Origin of the sequence: Streptomyces tanashiensis (genome assembly GCF_014648895.1) — a bacterium.
Taxonomy (GTDB): Bacteria; Actinomycetota; Actinomycetes; order Streptomycetales; family Streptomycetaceae; genus Streptomyces; species Streptomyces tanashiensis.
In genome coordinates this window covers 134,753-150,216 of the sequence record NZ_BMRZ01000014.1, presented here as the reverse complement: position 1 = coordinate 150,216, position 15,464 = coordinate 134,753, and the positions used below count along the sequence as shown (strand labels likewise).

The window sequence follows — 15,464 nt, the reverse complement described above, 5'->3', positions numbered from 1 at the left end:
GCGGGCCCGGCCCGCGACGGGCGGGGCCGAATGGGGGTCGGGGACTCGGTAACCTTGTGGGGGTCCCCCGCATACCGCCGGGCCCTACCGCTCACCCCAGGAAGGTGTTCCCACCGTGGATTCCGTGATCGTCGCCATCGACGGGCCCTCCGGCACGGGCAAGTCCAGCACCTCCAAGGCGGTCGCCGCCAAGCTGGGGCTGAGCTACCTCGACACCGGCGCCCAGTACCGGGCGATCACCTGGTGGATGATCAGCAACGGCGTCGACGTCACCGACGCCGAGGCCGTCGCGAACGCCGCGTCCAAGCCGGTCATCGTCTCCGGCACCGACCCGGGCCGGCCGACCATCACCGTCGACGGCGCCGACGCCTCCGGCCCCATCCGGACCGAGGAGGTCACCTCCAAGGTCAGCGCCGTCAGCGCCGTCCCCGAGGTGCGGAGCCTGATCACGGAGCTCCAGCGGTCCATCGCGAAGGGCGCCGAGCACGGCATCGTCGTCGAGGGCCGGGACATCGGCACCACCGTCCTGCCCGACGCCGACCTGAAGATCTTCCTCACCGCCTCGCCCGAGGCCCGTGCCGCCCGCCGCTCCGGCGAGCTCAAGGGCGTCGACGTGCACGCGACGAAGGAAGCCCTGATCAAGCGGGACGCGGCCGACTCCAGCCGCAAGACCTCTCCGCTCGCCAAGGCCGGTGACGCCGTCGAGGTCGACACCACCGAGCTCACCCTGGACCAGGTCATCGAGTGCGTCGTCACCCTGGTGGACGAGAAGAGGGCGGCCGCCAAGTGACCGTGCCCTCCGAGAAGGGCGCCGCCGTCGGCCGACGTATCGGCATCGGGCTGATGTACGGCTTCTGGAAGCCGCGCGTCCTCGGCGCCTGGCGGGTGCCGACCGCCGGACCCGTCATCCTCGCCGTCAACCACGCGCACAACATCGACGGCCCCATGCTCATGGGCACCGCCCCGCGACCCGTGCACTTCCTGATCAAGAAGGAGGCGTTCGTCGGCCCGCTCGGCAGCTTCCTGGAGGGCATCGGGCAGCTCAAGGTGGACCGTGACAGCACCGACCGCGCGGCGATAGGCAACGCCCTGGGCGTCCTGGAGCAGGGCGGCGTCCTCGGGATCTTCCCCGAGGGCACCCGCGGCGACGGCGACTTCGCCTCGCTCCGCGCGGGCCTGGCGTACTTCGCCGTCCGCAGCGGTGCGCCGATCGTCCCCGTGGCCGTCCTGGGAAGCACCGAGCGCCGCGGACGGTTGGTCAAGGCACTGCCTCCGCTGCGCGGCCGCGTCGACGTCGTCTTCGGGGACGCCTTCGAGGCGGGGGACGGCTCCGGCCGCCGCACCCGCAAGGCGCTCGACGAGGCCACCGTACGGATCCAGGGGAAGCTCACCGACCACCTGGAAAACGCCAGGCGCCTCACCGGGCGCTGAGCGAGACTCTCAGTAGTGGGCCCCGCCGCCCGGGGACCCACCGACCACGAATGATCAAGGAACGGACTTCATGAACGACCAGCACGACCACGGGGCACTTGGCGACGCCGAGTACGCGGAGTTCATGGAGCTCGCCGCGGAAGAGGGCTTCGACGTCGAGGACGTCGAGGGCGCGATCGAGGAGGCCGGCCACGGCCCGCTCCCCGTTCTCGCCGTCGTCGGCCGCCCGAACGTCGGCAAGTCGACCCTGGTGAACCGCATCATCGGCCGCCGCGAGGCCGTCGTCGAGGACAAGCCGGGCGTCACCCGCGACCGCGTCACCTACGAGGCCGAATGGGCCGGCCGCCGCTTCAAGGTCGTCGACACCGGCGGCTGGGAGCAGGACGTCCTCGGCATCGACGCCTCCGTCGCCGCCCAGGCCGAGTACGCCATCGAGGCCGCCGACGCCTGCCTCTTCGTCGTGGACGCCACCGTCGGCGCCACCGACACCGACGAGGCCGTCGTCAAGCTGCTCCGCCGCGCCGGGAAGCCGGTCGTCCTGGCCGCCAACAAGGTCGACGGCCAGTCCGGCGAGGCCGACGCGGCCATGCTCTGGTCCCTGGGCCTCGGCGAGCCGTTCCCCGTCTCCTCGCTGCACGGCCGTGGCACCGGTGACCTCCTCGACGAGGTCCTGCGGAAGCTGCCCGAGGCCCCCGAGCAGCGCTTCGGCAACGCGGTGGGCGGCCCCCGCCGCATCGCCCTCATCGGCCGCCCGAACGTCGGCAAGTCCTCCCTGCTCAACAAGGTGGCGGGCGAGGACCGGGTCGTCGTCAACGAGCTGGCCGGCACCACCCGCGACCCGGTCGACGAGCTCATCGAGCTCGGCGGCGTGACGTGGAAGTTCGTCGACACCGCCGGCATCCGCAAGAAGGTCCACCTCCAGGCGGGCGCGGACTACTACGCCTCCCTGCGGACCGCCGCCGCCATCGAGAAGGCGGAGGTGGCCGTCATCCTCATCGACACCACCGACAACATCTCGGTCCAGGACCAGCGCATCATCACGATGGCGGTCGAGTCGGGCCGCGCCATCGTCATCGCCTACAACAAGTGGGACGAGCTCGACGAGGAGCGCCGCTACTACCTCGAGCGCGAGATCGAGACCGAGATGCAGCAGGTCGCCTGGGCGCCCCGGGTCAACGTCTCCGCCCTGACCGGCCGCCACATGGAGAAGCTGGTCCCGGCCATCGAGACCGCCCTCGCCGGCTGGGAGACCCGCGTCCCCACCGGCCGGCTCAACGCGTTCCTGGGCGAGATCGTCGCCGCCCACCCGCACCCGGTCCGCGGCGGCAAGCAGCCCCGCATCCTCTTCGGCACGCAGGCCGGCACCAAGCCGCCCCGCTTCGTCCTCTTCGCCTCCGGCTTCCTGGAGGCCGGCTACCGCCGCTTCATCGAGCGCCGGCTGCGCGAGGAGTTCGGCTTCGAGGGCACCCCGATCCACATCTCGGTGCGGGTGCGCGAGAAGCGCGGCCGCAAGAAGTAGCACCCACGGAGTGACGTACGGCTGAGGGCCGGGGCTCGGTCGAGCCCCGGCCCTCAGCCGTACGTCCGTGCTGTTCCGGGCTAGAGACCCCTGCGGGGTCCCGGGGGGAGCGCCGCTGGGGTGTGGGGGTGCTGCTGCGCCGACCACGCCGCCGGGTACGCGGCCGCGTGCCGGTGCCCCTGCCCGTACACGCCCGTGCTCAGGACCGTGCCGAAGGCCCGGAAGCCCAGCTCCTCCTCGCCGCTGCGGTCGCCCGGCAGCGTTCGGAACGACCTGCGGTACTCCGAGTACAGGGCGTCGTAGATCGGCGTGGGCGAAGGGCCCGCCGTGACGTCCTGCGCGGGGCGCATCGAAGGGATCTGGCTCGGATACGGCTGGAGGAACGGGTCGTATGGGTGCACATAGGTGCCAACGACACCGACGCCCGTCGGATGCGGGCGGCTCTCCGAAAGGGGAGCGCCCCGGGGACGTGGAACGGTCGGAACACCCGCCCTCGCCCCGGGGAGCCGCGCCCGCCCTATGCCGGGCCGGCCGTCCTCCATCAGGTGCCGGCCAGCGGCATCGCGGCGGCCACCAGACGGCCGTTCGCGGCGGCCTTCTCCAGGGCGTCGCGCAGCAGGTCCTCGCGCGGCTGCTGGCCGATCGAGCCCACCGGGGCGGCGAAGACCAGGACGGTGTGCGACTTGTTGGCCGCCGCGCGCCAGCCCTCGGTGACCTGGAGCGGCTGGTGCGCCTGCCACCAGGCGGCCTGACCGGCACCGCCCGGCCCCGGCTGGAGCACGGAGTGCAGCTGGCCCATGGCCACCAGCACCGACCAGCCCGGCAGCACCGCCGGCTTCTGGCTCAGGTCCATGACCGGCTGGAAGCCCTGGTCGGCCAGGAGCGGCAGGAACTCGTCGGTGAGGCCGTCCGAACCCGGACGGGCCACCGGGGCGGTCGGCTCCACGACGAGCGCCGGGTGCAGCTCGCCGTCGATCAGGACGAGACCGCTGGTGACCCCGAGCACCGCCTGCTCGGGGTGGGCGGCGGAGAGCGCGTCGGCGGCGTCGGAGGCCGTGATGGAGGCGACGGCGCCCTGGAGCTGCTCCTCGGCGACGCGGACGACCTGCGACGGGATGCAGCTGGCGTGGGCGAACGCGAGGACAGCGGTCTCCTCGCCGACGAACAGCACCGTGCTGGTGCGCTCCTGCTCGGAGTCCCCCGGCGTGCGGCAGGAGGTGCAGTCGTAGCTGCCCGGGGCGTTGTCGCCGGCGAGCAGCCGGTCCGCTTCTTCGTCGCCGATCTCGGCGCGTACGTCCTCGCTGACGTCGAGCATGCGCGGCACGGGGGCTCCCTGGACTCGGTACGGGGGGGGACGCCGGGCCGTTCCCGGGCGCCTCATGCCGAGTTCAACGGGTCAGCCTCGGCCGGGGTCACGCGCGGAAGCGAGGCAACTTGCCGGCGGCTCGTGCGGGAGGGGCGTTCCGGGGCGTGACTCCGACCGGGTGGGGTGTGAACAGTGTTCCGCGCGGCACGGGCCGGGGGTGCCGGGAGGCTGCCTAGCCTTCCCCGATGTCGAAGATCCGATTTTGGACAGCCGGTTCCCTCGTGGCGGCGTCCGCGGCCGCGCTCCTGACCCTGGCCCCGGCGCCCGCCCTCGCCCGGGACGCGGCCCCCGTACCGGAGGACGGGCCCGCCGCCTCGGTCATGGCCCGGGAGGCCGTGGCGGGGGCCCGCGAGGAGGCCTCGGCCGCGCTCCAGGGCGCGGCGGACGCGTTCCGGGAGGCCGCTTCCGTGCCCGCGTACGCCTGCGCGGCGGACCAGTGGCCCTGGGGATGCGTCGCCGAGTGCGAGAGCAGCGGGAACTGGCACACCAACACCGGCAACGGCTTCTACGGCGGACTCCAGTTCTGGCACCCCACCTGGGTGGAGCACGGCGGACTGAAGTACGCCCCGCGCGCCGACCTGGCGACCCGGCAGCAGCAGATCACCGTCGCCGAGGAGGTGCTCCGCACCCAGGGGTGGGGGGCCTGGCCCGTCTGCTCCCAGCGGTACGGCCTGTACGGGCGCGTCCACACCGTCCAGGCCGGCGACACGCTCGGCTCGATCGCCCGCCGCTTCGGGATCAAGGGCGGCTGGCAGGCGCTGTACGCGGCGAACCGGAGCCTGATCGGGCCCGACCCGAACCGGATCGTCGTCGGCACCATGCTGCGGATCGACCCGCTCTGACCCGGGGGCGGCGGCCGCCGTCAGACGTACTCGGCCGGCTCCCCGCTCGACGCGCGGGAGCCGCGCCGCAGCTCGTGCACGAGCGAGCCGGGCGGCAGCCCGTCCGGCACGCGCTGCTCGGCCAGGACCACGGCCGCGCCGTGCTCCGCGGCCAGCGCCGCGAGCATCCGGTACGTACGGGCCGCGACCGGCGGGGCCATGCCGAGCGACGGCTCGTCGACCAGCACCACGCGCGCGCGTGTGAGGAAGGCGCGGGAGAGGGCCACCATCCGGCGCTCCCCGCCGGACAGGGTCCCGGCGGTCCTGGACAGGAGGGGGACGAGCTCGGGGTACGGGGCGCCGGCGTCGGGCGCGCCGGCCCCGGGTGCGGCGAGCGCGAGGTTCTCGGCGACGGTGAGTCCCGCGTACACCGCCCGCAGGTCCGGCACGAAGCACAGACCGCGGCGTGCCCGCGCGCGTGCCGAGAGGCGGGTCACGTCGTCCCCGCGCCACTCGACCCGGCCCGCCGAGAGCCCCACGGTCCCGGCCAGGGCGCGCAGGGCGGTCGTCCGGCCCGCGCCGTTGCGGCCCAGGAGAACGGTCACCGTCCCGGCGGGCACGGGCAGGTCGAGGCCGTGCAGGGCCTCCAGCGGGCCGTAGCGGACCCGCGCGGCGCGCAGGGCGATCTCGACGCTCACGACAGGATCCGGCCCCCCTCCATGGTGTGCACCGTGTGCGCGATCCCGGCGACCAGATCCGGGTCGTGCTCGACGACGAGGACGGTCAGGCCGTCCGCCGCCAGGGCCGCCAGGATCCGGGCGAGGGCGGCCGTCTCGGCGGCGTCGAGCCCGGCCGCCGGTTCGTCCAGGAGGACCGTGTGCGGCCGTCCGGCCAGCGCGCGGGCCAGTTCGACCCGGCGGAGCGTTCCGGTGGGCAGGTCCGCCGCCGCCCGGTGCCGTACGGGCCCGGCCAGTCCGAACAGCCGCAGACTCCGCTCCACGGCGGCCGGGTCCCCGCGTCCGCGGTTCTGCTCCTGGCCGAGGCGGACGTTCTCCTCGACGGTGAGCGACGGGAAGACGGCCAGCCGCTGGAAGGTCCGGGCGATCCCGAGGCGGGTCCGGGCGTGCGCGGACCGGGAGGTGATGTCGGTGCCGTCGAGGGTGACGCGGCCCTCGCCGCGGCGGGGGCGGAGGGTCCCGGCGAGACAGTCGAAGAGGGTGCTCTTGCCGGCGCCGTTGGGGCCGACGAGGGCCGTGACGCGGGCGGGGGCGAGGGCGAGGGTCACGTGGGAGAGGGCGGTGACCCCTCCGGGGTAGGTGAGGGTGAGGTCGTGGACGCGCAGCCCCTCACGTGGGGCGGGCGCGGGGCCCTCGGCGGGCGGCGCCCCGCCTCCGGCCGGGACGGACTTCCCGCCCGCACCGCCCGTGCGGGTGGTGGGGGCCGCAAAGTCGGCGGTCGGCGGGTCGTGGCCGGGCGCCCGGCCTCGGGCCGGAGGGGGGTTCCTGTCCGTGCTCGTCGGCAGACGTGCGGGTCCTCCCGCGGGGGCTGCCGTGCCCTCGGCGGCCGGTGGGCTGTGGCGGCCCGTCCGGCCTCCGGTCGGACCCGCGTCGGTCCGGCCGCCCGCGAGGGGCCGTGCCTGTCGTGAGGCCGAGGGCAGCAGGTTCATCAGTGGGGGGACACGGCCCGTCATCGCCGCCAGGAGGCCGATCAGGGCCGCCGCCGTGCCCGCCTGGGGGCCCGCGTCCAGGGTGATCAGGAGCGCCGCCGCGGCCAGCGGGGTGAGGAGGCTGTCGGCGCCGAGGACCAGGACGGCCGCGAACCAGAGCAGGCCGCGGACCGGGTCGTACTGCTCCGGGTCGAAGGCCCGCAGGCCCAGGCCGAGGAGCCCGCCGCCGAGGGCCGCCAGGGCCGCGCCGAGGACGAAGGCGAGCAGCTTGAGGCGGGGCACCGGGACGCCCGCCGCCTCGGCGCCCGGCTCGTGGTCCCGCAGGGCGGCGAGCGCGCGCCCCGTGCGGCCCCGGCGGAGGGCCGCCACCAGGCCGAGGCAGCCGGCCAGCACGACCAGCTCCAGGGCGTAGAAGGCGCGGTCGTCGGAGAGGCCCGCGGGGCGGCCGAGGGACAGGCCCGCCGTCGCGTACGGCTGGGTGAGGACGAAACGGCTCACCGCCACCCCCACGGCGAGGGTCGCCAGGGCGAGGGCCAGGCCGTGCCGCCGGATCGCCGGCCGGCCCGTCACCAGGCCCGTCACGGCCACCATCGGCACGGCGAGGACCAGCGCGAGCAGCGTGGGGATCCCGGCCGACGCGAGGAGCGCCGTGAACAGCGCGCCGAGCCCCGCGTACGCCGCCTGGCCCAGCGCGATCTGGCCGCCGCGGCCCGCCACCACGACCAGCGACAGGAGGATCACGGCGAGCGCGGGGACCTGCACCGCCGTGTGCAGGTCGGAGCCCGCGAGCCCGAGGGGGAGGAGGAGCAGGACGCCCACCACGAGCCACAGCGCCGGCGGCACGTGGGCGGCCCGCGCCGGCGGCGGCAGCGCGTCCCGGCCCTTGCCGCCGACGCCCGGCAGGACGAGCGCCGCCACCAGGAGCGCCACCACGAACAGGTTCGCCCCGACGGCCTGGAGCAGCGGTCCGGCCCAGCCCTCCGGGTGCAGCCGGGTCAGCTGCGCCTGGGCGACGCCGATCGCGAGCGCGGCCGCCACCGCCACCGGCAGCGACCGCATCCGGGCGATCACCGCGACGGCGATCACCTCGACGACGAGCAGCGGCATCCCGTACGGGTCGAGCCGTACGTACGGGGCGAGCAGGACGCCCGTGAGCCCGGCCGTGAACGAGCCGAAGGCCCAGCCCGCCGCCGCGACCCGGTCCGCGTCGATCCCGGCGAGGACGGCGAGCGGACGGTTGTCGACGACGGCCCGCAGCTCCCGGCCGAACCGCGTCCACCGGGTCACCGCGCCCACCAGGCAGGCCAGCGCCACCACCGCCGCGAGCTGGGTCCACGGATCGTCGCCGAGCAGCACCGGCGCGTCGTCCCGTGCCCCCGGGCCCCACAGCAGCACCGCCCCGCCCACCAGCAGGACGAAGACGCCGATCGTCGCCACCAGGGTCTGTGCCGGGTTCGAGCCGAGGAGCGCCAGCGGACGGAAGACGCCGCGGTCGAGGACGAGGCCGAGGGCCGGTGCCACGACCAGGAGCGTGACCAGAGCCCCCAGAGGCAGCGGCCAGCCCTCCTCGACCACCAGCTGGCGGAGCACGTACGCGCAGATCATGGCGACGGCGCCGTGCGCCAGGTTCAGCACCCCGGTCGCCCGGTAGGTGACGACGAGGCCGATGCCGGTGAGCGCGGCGGCGCTGCCGACCGCGAGGCCGGCGAGCGTCAGCTCGTACGTCAGGGAGGTCACGGCTCGCACACCGGGCAGGGGGCGAGCTCCGCGTCCCCCGCCTCCACGGCGTCCGCCCGGCCGGCCACCAGGGGGCAGTCCGGGCGGTGCGCGAGGGTCCCGCCCGGGACCCGCAGGACGGGGCCGTCCGAGGACGGCGGGGGAGTATCGTCCGGGTCGGGGAGCCGCGGCTCCCGAGGGCGTACGGGAAGCAGCGCCGCCGCCCCGACGAGGACCGCGCCCGCCACGAGCAGCGCCGCCCCCGGCACCGTGCACGAGGCCAGATAGGGCAGCTGACGCTCCGCGAAGCGCTCGCCGGAGATCCCGTACCAGCCGAGCGCGCACAGCACCGCGCCCCCGGCGGCCGCCGCGAGACCGCTCCACAGCAGGGTCCGGGATGTCGGCACGGAGACCTCCCTCGTCTCTTCCTTGCACTATGCCCCGATCCGTCCCACCCTGGTAACACCAGCCGCTCCGGACTGGCGGGACACCCGGTGGTGAGCCAGATGGATGTCGAACGACGCGGTGGGCGCTCGCGCCTCGCGGTCCTCGGGGCCGTCGCCGTCCTCGCCCTGGCGCCCGCCCTCGCGAGCTGCTCGGACGACGACGGCGGGACGAGCGGCGGCACGGTCTCGTCCTCCCCGCCGACCGCCACGACGGCCGAGCCGCCGACGGCGGACGCGCCCGGCGATCCGGTCGCGGCCAAGGCGGAGATCACCAGGAACTGGGCCGCGTTCTTCGACGCGAAGACCCCCGTCGCCGAGAAGGTGAAGCTCCTGGAGAACGGGGAGCAGCTGCGCCCGGTGCTCGCCGCCTTCGCCGCCGACAAGAACGCGGCCATGACCACCGCGAAGGTCACCGGCATCGAGTTCACCTCGGCCACCGACGCGAACGTCACCTACGACCTGCTGGTCGGCGGGGCCCCGGCCCTGTCCGGCTCCCAGGGCACCTCCATCCTCCAGAACGACACCTGGAAGGTCTCCGTGAAGACCCTGTGCGGCCTGGTCGAGCTGAGCGGTGTCACCGTCCCGGGCTGCTGAGGCCGTCGCGGCGCTGCTCCTGGCCCTGCTGCTCGCCCTCCTCACGGGATGCGGCAGCCGGCTCCCGGAACGCGCCTTCGAGACGCGGCCCACCGCCACCCCCTCCGGCGGTGAGCCGCTCCGCGTCGGGATCATCACCAGCGCCACCAGCCCGGTCGGCGGGCAGACCTTCACCGGTCCGCGCGACGGGGCCCGCGCCTGGTTCGACGCCCTCAACGCGCGCGGGGGCCTCGACGGACGCAGGATCGAGGTCGAGACCTGCGACGACGGCGGCAGCGGCGTCGGCAACAACGCGTGCGTGCACCGGCTGATCGACGAGCGCCGAGTCTTCGCCCTCGTCGCCACCACCGCCCTGAACTACGCCGGCGCGCCCCTCGTCGCCCGGGCCGGCGTCCCCGACATCGGCGGCCAGCCCCTCACCCCCGCCTACGACACCTATCCGCACCTCTACGGCATCTACGGCAGCTCCGCCCCGCGCACCGGCCGCGAGCCCGGCTGGGGCGGCACGCTCTACGGCGGTACCGAGGTCTACCACTGGTTCCGCGAGGAACTGGGCGCGCGGACCGCCGCCGTCGTCTCCTACAACCAGGCCGCCTCCGCCGCGTACGCCCGGCTGGTCGCACGGGGACTGCGCGCCGAGGGCTACCGCGTCGTCGAGGAGCAGGTCGACTTCGCCCTGCCCAACTTCCGTGCCGTCGCCGCCGATCTGCGGGCCGAGCACGTCGACGTGCTCTTCGACGCGATGGACACCCACGGCAACGCGCGCCTGTGCGAGGCGATGGAGACACTCGGGGTCAGGGTCGCCGCCAAGGTGACCAACGTGCAGAACTGGTCCTCGGCCGTCCCCCGCGACTACGCCCGGGCGCCCGGCTGCCGGGCCGCGCTGTGGGCGACGGGCTCCAGCCGGAACTACGAGGACACCGGGCACCCGGCGGTCCGCGAGTTCCGTACGGCGATGGGCGACCGGCCCCCGTCCCAATGGCAGTTGGAAGGGTGGGCGGCGGCGATGTGGTTCACCGACGCGGCCCGCTCCTGTCTCGACCGGGGCGCGCTCACCCGGGGCTGCGTCGAGGAGTTCATGAACCGTCCGGAGCCGTACACCGCGCGGGGACTGCTGCTCCCCGTACGGTTCGAACGCCTGGCCAGGCCGCCCGAGACCCGGAACACCTGCCTGTCCGTGGCCCGTTGGCAGGACGGGCGCGGCTGGGTGAGCCAGGGCGACATGACGGAGAACTGCGCGACCGTCCCCCAGCTCGGCTACCGCCCGTGAACGGCGCCCCCCCGCACCGGCAGTACAGTCGGGCACCGACCGACCGAATGAATGAATGACTGACCGGGGGGAACCGGCAGCGCGATGCGTATCTCCTTTCTGCTCCACAACGGCTACCACTACGGCGGGACGATCCGGACCACGTTCACCCTCGCCGAGGAACTGGCGGAACGCCACGAGGTCGAGATCGTCTCGGTGTTCCGCCACCGCGACCGCCCGATCCTCGGACTGCCCTCGGGGGTGACCCTGCGTCACCTCGTCGACCTGCGCCGGGACAGCCCCGGATACGACGGCGACCACCCCGACTTCCACCGTCCCGCCGAGGTCTTCCCGCGCGGCGACGGCCGCTGGAAGCAGTACAGCGCGCTCACCGACGCGCGGATCGGGGAGCACCTGCGCGGGGTGGAGGCCGACGTCGTCGTCGCCACCCGCCCCGGGCTCAACGTGCAACTCGCCCGGCAGGCCCGGCGGGGGCCGGTCCTCGTCGGCCAGGAGCACCTGATACTGGACGGCCACAGCTACCGGCTGCGCCGGGACATCGCGCACGAGTACGCGCTCCTCGACGCGGTCACCACGGTCACCGAGGCCGACGCCCGCGCCTACCGGAAGCTCGGCCTGCCCGGCGTACGGATCGAGGCCGTGCCCAACAGCGTGCCCGCGCCCTCCGTGGGGCCCGCCGACCCCGCGGCGAGAACGGTCGTCGCGGCGGGCCGGCTGACCCGGGTCAAGCGGTACGACGTGCTGATCGACGCCTTCGCGTCCGTGGCCGCGGACCATCCCGACTGGAAGCTGAGGATCTACGGCTCCGGCGACGCCGTCCAGGACCTCAAGGGCCCGCTGGCCCGGCAGATCAAGGACCTCGGCCTCGACGGGCAGGTCTTCCTCATGGGCACCGTCACCCCGATGGAACCGGAGTGGGCCAAGGGCTCGATCGCCGCGGTGACCTCCCAGCGGGAGTCCTTCGGCATGACGATCGTCGAGGCCATGCGGTGCGGACTGCCGGTGGTCTCCACGGACTGCCCGCACGGGCCGCGCGAGATCATCGAGGACGGCGTCGACGGGCGGCTCGTACCGGTCGACGACGTGGCCGCGGTCGCGGGAGCGCTGCGGGAGCTCGTCGAGGACGACGAACTGCGGGCCAAGACGGGGCGGGCCGCGCTGACCGCGTCCGAGCGGTTCGATCCGGTGCGGGTCGCGGCGCGGCACGAGGCGCTGTGGGCGGAGCTCGTCGCGGGGGGCGCTTCTCGGCGGACGCACTCGGGCGGGCGGGTTCGGGTGCACCGGGGGGTGGGGCGTCTGGTCGACGCGGTGTACGCCCAGAAGGCGAGAGCGGGCCGCCTGATCCGCCGCCTCCGCTGACGGACCGGCCCCCCCCGGTGTGGGCAGGCGTTCCGCATGGGGGTCCCCCCTGGACGAAGTCCTTGGGGGAGGGACAGGTGGGCACACGGGACGGCGCCCTCCAGCGGCGCCTCCGCGTTCCGCGCCTGGACCCGCACCACCAGCGCCGGTGCACGGGGGTGCGGGTTCGAGCGCGAGAACCTCTGGCGCCGGCAAGGGCGCCGTCCGTTGTGCCCACCCGTTCCGCCCTGGGGGCACCTCCCGGACGAAGTCTGGGGGAGGAACGCATGCCCACAACGGGCGGGGCGCCGCCCACAACGGCGGGGGCTTGCGGACCGAGGGTGTCCGCATGGGCTGGGAGACTCGGGGCATGTTGGAGACCTCCGCTCGATTGTTGCGGCTGCTTTCGTTGCTTCAGGCTCACCGCGAGTGGTCCGGTGCCGATCTCGCCCAGCGGCTCGGCGTGACCGCGCGCACCGTGCGCCGGGACGTCGACCGGCTGCGGGAGCTCGGGTATCCCGTGCACGCCAGTCCCGGCACGGGCGGCGGGTACCAGCTCGGGGCCGGCGCCGAGCTGCCGCCGCTGCTCCTCGACGACGAGGAGGCCGTCGCGGTCGCGGTCGGGCTGCGGTCCGCCGCAGGCCAGGGCGTCGAGGGCATCGGCGAGAGCTCCGTCCGCGCCCTGGCGAAGCTGGAGCAGGTCCTGCCGGGCCGGCTCCGGCGCCGGATCGGGGCGCTCAACGCGTTCACGGTGCCCCTGCTGCGTACCCCCAGGGACCGGGTCGACCCGGCGGTCCTCACCGAGCTGGCCAACGCCTGCCGGGACAGCGAGCGGCTCCGCTTCGCCTACCGCGACCACGGCGGCACGGCCACCCGCAGGACCGTCGAGCCGCATCGTCTGGTCTGCACGGAGCGGCGCTGGTACCTGGTCGCCTGGGACGTGGACCGGGGCGACTGGCGTACGTTCCGGGTGGACCGGATCGAGCCGACCCCGCCGCACGGCCCCCGCTTCCCGCCCCGCGAGCCGCCCGCCGAGGACCTGGCCGCCTACGTGGCGAAGGGCGTGTCCGGCACGGCCTACGCGCAGGAGGCGACGGTCCGGCTCTTCGTCCCGCTGGCCGAGGCGGCCGCCGTCGTCGGCCCGCTGGACGGCGTGCTGACGGCGGAGGGCGAGGGCGCCTGTCTGCTGCGGACCGGGGCGCGCAGCCTCGACTTCATGGTGTTCCACGTGATGTTCATGGGCTTCGACTTCGAGGTGGTCGAGCCGCCGGAGCTCGTGGAGGCGGTGCGGACGCTCAGGGACCGGTTGTCCCGTGCCCTCGACCGGACGGACGGCGGTCCGGAGGCGGGGCGGTGACCCGCATCCGCTCGTAGGCGGCGAACTCCGGGTGGTGGAGGTCGAAGGCGGGGGCCTCGGAGCGGATCCGGGGGACGGACTCGAAGTTGTGCCGGGGCGGCGGGCAGGAGGTGGCCCACTCCAGGGAGCGCCCGAAGCCCCAGGGGTCGTCGACCTCGACCTTCTCCCCGTGGCGCCAGGTCCGCCAGACGTTGTAGAGGAACGGCAGCGTGGAGATCCCGAGCAGGAAGGCGCCGATGGTGGACACGGTGTTGAGCGTGGTGAAGCCGTCGGCCTGGAGGTAGTCGGCGTACCGCCGGGGCATGCCCTCTGCGCCGAGCCAGTGCTGCACCAGGAAGGTGAGGTGGAAGCCGGTGAAGAGGGTCCAGAAGTGGATCTTCCCGAGCCGTTCGTCGAGCATCCGGCCGGTGAACTTGGGCCACCAGAACGAGAAGCCCGCGAAGGTCGCGAAGACGACCGTGCCGAAGACCGTGTAGTGGAAGTGGGCGACCACGAAGTACGAGTCGGTGACCTGGAAGTCCATCGGCGGCGAGGCGAGGATGACGCCGGTGAGCCCGCCGAGGAGGAAGGACACGAGGAAGCCGACGGACCAGAGCATCGGGGTCTCGAAGGAGAGCGAGCCGCGCAGCATCGTCCCGGTCCAGTTGAAGAACTTCACCCCGGTGGGCACGGCGATGAGGAACGAGAGCATCGAGAAGAACGGCAGGAGCACCGCGCCCGTCGCGAACATGTGGTGGGCCCAGACCACCACCGAGAGGCCGGTGATCGCCATGGTGGCGCCGACCAGGGTCGCGTAGCCGAAGATCGGCTTGCGGGCGAAGACGGGGATGATCTCGCTGATGATCCCGAAGAACGGCAGCGCGATGATGTAGACCTCGGGGTGGCCGAAGAACCAGAAGAGGTGCTGCCAGAGCAGCGCCCCGCCGTTCTCGGGCTGGAAGACCACGGAGCCGAGGCGCCGGTCGGCCTCCAGGACGAGCAGCGCCGCCGCGAGGACGGGGAAGGCGGCGAGCACCAGGATCGCGGTGAAGAGGACGTTCCAGGTGAAGATCGGCATCCGGAACATGGTCATGCCGGGCGCCCGCATGCCGACGATGGTGGCGAGGAAGTTCACCGAGGTGAGGATCGTGCCGAAGCCGGAGAGCGCGAGTCCCATGATCCACAGGTCGACGCCGACGCCCGGTGACCGCTCCAGGCTGTTGAGCGGGGCGTAGGCGGTCCAGCCGAAGGCGGCGGGTCCGGTCGGTGTGAAGAAGGAGCCGAGCACCATCAGGCCGCCGAGGAGGAACAGCCAGTACGAGAACATGTTCAGCCGCGGGAAGGCGACGTCGGGGGAGCCGATCTGCAGCGGCACCAGTTCGTTCGCGAAGCCGGCGAAGGTGGGCGTGGCGAAGAGCAGCAGCATGATCGTGCCGTGCAGGGTGAAGGCCTGGTTGAACTCCTGGTTCGAGACGAGCTGCAGCCCCGGCCGGGCCAGCTCGGCCCGCATCACCATCGCCAAGAGCCCGGCGAGCAGGAAGAAGACGAAGGAAGTGGCCAGATAGAGGTGGCCGATCTTCTTGTGGTCGGTCGTGGTGAGCCAGTCGATCAGGATGCGTCCGTGCCGTTCCCGGGCCGATTCGGTGGTCGCGGTCACTGTCCCGTTGCCCATCGCTGCCTCCGGCTCGCCGTCGTCCCGGCTCCGCGTCTCCGGGCGTTCGGCCAGCGTAAGCATTGTGTAAGGGAAGAGTGTGCGCCTCGCGTGCGCGTCGCCGCGACAATTCGGGACGGGCGGGCGGGACGGGGTGAATTGACGGTGCCTTACCTGCGCTTCCGCGCCCTTCGTGCGAACTGATGGCGGCCGCTCGGAATTACTGGAGAAACGGCCGGAAACCCGCCCTGCGGCCGATGCCGGGCCGGTCGAACTTATGTCGAGAACTTGTGACACAAGCGTGACCGCC

The 15,464-nt window shown here is 73.8% G+C and carries 14 protein-coding genes; 8 read left to right on the top strand and 6 right to left on the bottom strand.

The features are described from left to right. The first annotated feature begins 115 nt into the window (after window positions 1-115). The 3 genes from cmk (at window position 116) to der (ending at window position 2,950) form a co-directional block, all read left to right on the top strand. Window positions 116-790 carry a (d)CMP kinase gene (gene cmk, locus IE237_RS31140; RefSeq protein ID WP_229842996.1) on the top strand — a complete coding sequence of 225 codons (675 nt, stop codon included), beginning with the start codon at window positions 116-118 and terminating at the stop codon, window positions 788-790. Then, the gene (locus tag IE237_RS31135) at window positions 787-1,431 is read left to right on the top strand and encodes a lysophospholipid acyltransferase family protein (protein WP_189805474.1); all 645 of its coding nucleotides are present in this window, start codon (window positions 787-789) and stop codon (window positions 1,429-1,431) included. The genes cmk and IE237_RS31135 overlap by 4 nt, the downstream gene beginning before the upstream one ends. 70 nt (window positions 1,432-1,501) lie before the next feature. Further along, window positions 1,502-2,950 carry a ribosome biogenesis GTPase Der gene (der, locus tag IE237_RS31130; RefSeq protein WP_189805473.1) on the top strand — a complete coding sequence of 483 codons (1,449 nt, stop codon included), beginning with the start codon at window positions 1,502-1,504 and terminating at the stop codon, window positions 2,948-2,950. 80 nt (window positions 2,951-3,030) lie between these two features. Here the strand turns inward: der and IE237_RS31125 are convergent, their stop codons facing one another. Continuing rightward, on the bottom strand, window positions 3,031-3,300 hold the full coding sequence (locus tag IE237_RS31125; RefSeq protein WP_308433130.1) for a hypothetical protein: 270 nt from the start codon (window positions 3,298-3,300) through the stop codon (window positions 3,031-3,033). Window positions 3,301-3,491: 191 nt separating this feature from the next. After that, window positions 3,492-4,274, bottom strand: coding sequence for a DUF8842 C-terminal domain-containing protein (locus IE237_RS31120; protein ID WP_189805471.1), 783 nt, complete (start codon window positions 4,272-4,274; stop codon window positions 3,492-3,494). Between the two features lie 227 nt (window positions 4,275-4,501). Between IE237_RS31120 and IE237_RS31115 the strand changes: the two genes are divergently transcribed. Continuing rightward, entirely contained in the window at window positions 4,502-5,158 is a 657-nt protein-coding gene (locus IE237_RS31115; RefSeq protein ID WP_229842994.1) for a LysM peptidoglycan-binding domain-containing protein, read from the top strand. A gap of 20 nt (window positions 5,159-5,178) precedes the next feature. Here the strand turns inward: IE237_RS31115 and IE237_RS31110 are convergent, their stop codons facing one another. Genes IE237_RS31110 through IE237_RS31100 form a run of 3 tightly spaced genes read right to left on the bottom strand, consistent with a single transcriptional unit; the run spans window position 5,179 to window position 8,926 of the window. Further along, entirely contained in the window at window positions 5,179-5,835 is a 657-nt protein-coding gene (locus IE237_RS31110) for an ATP-binding cassette domain-containing protein (RefSeq protein WP_189805470.1), read from the bottom strand. After that, on the bottom strand, window positions 5,832-8,540 hold the full coding sequence (locus IE237_RS31105; protein WP_189805469.1) for an ABC transporter permease subunit: 2,709 nt from the start codon (window positions 8,538-8,540) through the stop codon (window positions 5,832-5,834). Before IE237_RS31105 ends, IE237_RS31110 begins: the two co-directional genes overlap by 4 nt. Then, on the bottom strand, window positions 8,537-8,926 hold the full coding sequence (locus IE237_RS31100) for a hypothetical protein (RefSeq protein WP_189805468.1): 390 nt from the start codon (window positions 8,924-8,926) through the stop codon (window positions 8,537-8,539). The genes IE237_RS31105 and IE237_RS31100 overlap by 4 nt, the downstream gene beginning before the upstream one ends. A 99-nt stretch (window positions 8,927-9,025) precedes the next feature. Here IE237_RS31100 and IE237_RS31095 point away from each other — a divergent pair, with 99 nt between their 5' ends. The 4 genes from IE237_RS31095 (at window position 9,026) to IE237_RS31080 (ending at window position 13,524) form a co-directional block, all read left to right on the top strand. Further along, on the top strand, window positions 9,026-9,559 hold the full coding sequence (locus IE237_RS31095; protein WP_229842993.1) for an MTB12 C-terminal domain-containing protein: 534 nt from the start codon (window positions 9,026-9,028) through the stop codon (window positions 9,557-9,559). After that, complete coding sequence (locus IE237_RS31090) at window positions 9,537-10,829, top strand: ABC transporter substrate-binding protein (protein ID WP_189805466.1); 1,293 nt, start codon at window positions 9,537-9,539, stop codon at window positions 10,827-10,829. Before IE237_RS31095 ends, IE237_RS31090 begins: the two co-directional genes overlap by 23 nt. A gap of 84 nt (window positions 10,830-10,913) precedes the next feature. Further along, window positions 10,914-12,188: a glycosyltransferase family 4 protein gene (locus IE237_RS31085; protein WP_189805465.1), complete on the top strand. Its 1,275-nt coding sequence runs from the start codon at window positions 10,914-10,916 to the stop codon at window positions 12,186-12,188. Between the two features lie 349 nt (window positions 12,189-12,537). Beyond that, window positions 12,538-13,524 carry a helix-turn-helix transcriptional regulator gene (locus IE237_RS31080; protein ID WP_189805464.1) on the top strand — a complete coding sequence of 329 codons (987 nt, stop codon included), beginning with the start codon at window positions 12,538-12,540 and terminating at the stop codon, window positions 13,522-13,524. Here IE237_RS31080 and ctaD read toward each other — a convergent pair. Next, complete coding sequence (gene ctaD / locus IE237_RS31075) at window positions 13,463-15,175, bottom strand: aa3-type cytochrome oxidase subunit I (protein ID WP_189805514.1); 1,713 nt, start codon at window positions 15,173-15,175, stop codon at window positions 13,463-13,465. The genes IE237_RS31080 and ctaD overlap by 62 nt on opposite strands. Between the last annotated feature and the right edge of the window lie 289 nt (window positions 15,176-15,464).

What these genes read in the sequence shown, in the direction of transcription:
- der (WP_189805473.1), top strand. Translation starts at nt 1,502, where the DNA reads ATGAACGACCAGCACGACCACGGGGCACTTGGCGACGCCGAGTACGCG.
- IE237_RS31125 (WP_308433130.1), bottom strand. Translation starts at nt 3,300, where the DNA reads ATGCGCCCCGCGCAGGACGTCACGGCGGGCCCTTCGCCCACGCCGATC.
- IE237_RS31115 (WP_229842994.1), top strand. Translation starts at nt 4,502, where the DNA reads ATGTCGAAGATCCGATTTTGGACAGCCGGTTCCCTCGTGGCGGCGTCC.
- IE237_RS31095 (WP_229842993.1), top strand. Translation starts at nt 9,026, where the DNA reads ATGGATGTCGAACGACGCGGTGGGCGCTCGCGCCTCGCGGTCCTCGGG.
- IE237_RS31085 (WP_189805465.1), top strand. Translation starts at nt 10,914, where the DNA reads ATGCGTATCTCCTTTCTGCTCCACAACGGCTACCACTACGGCGGGACG.
- IE237_RS31080 (WP_189805464.1), top strand. Translation starts at nt 12,538, where the DNA reads ATGTTGGAGACCTCCGCTCGATTGTTGCGGCTGCTTTCGTTGCTTCAG.
- ctaD (WP_189805514.1), bottom strand. Translation starts at nt 15,175, where the DNA reads ATGGGCAACGGGACAGTGACCGCGACCACCGAATCGGCCCGGGAACGG.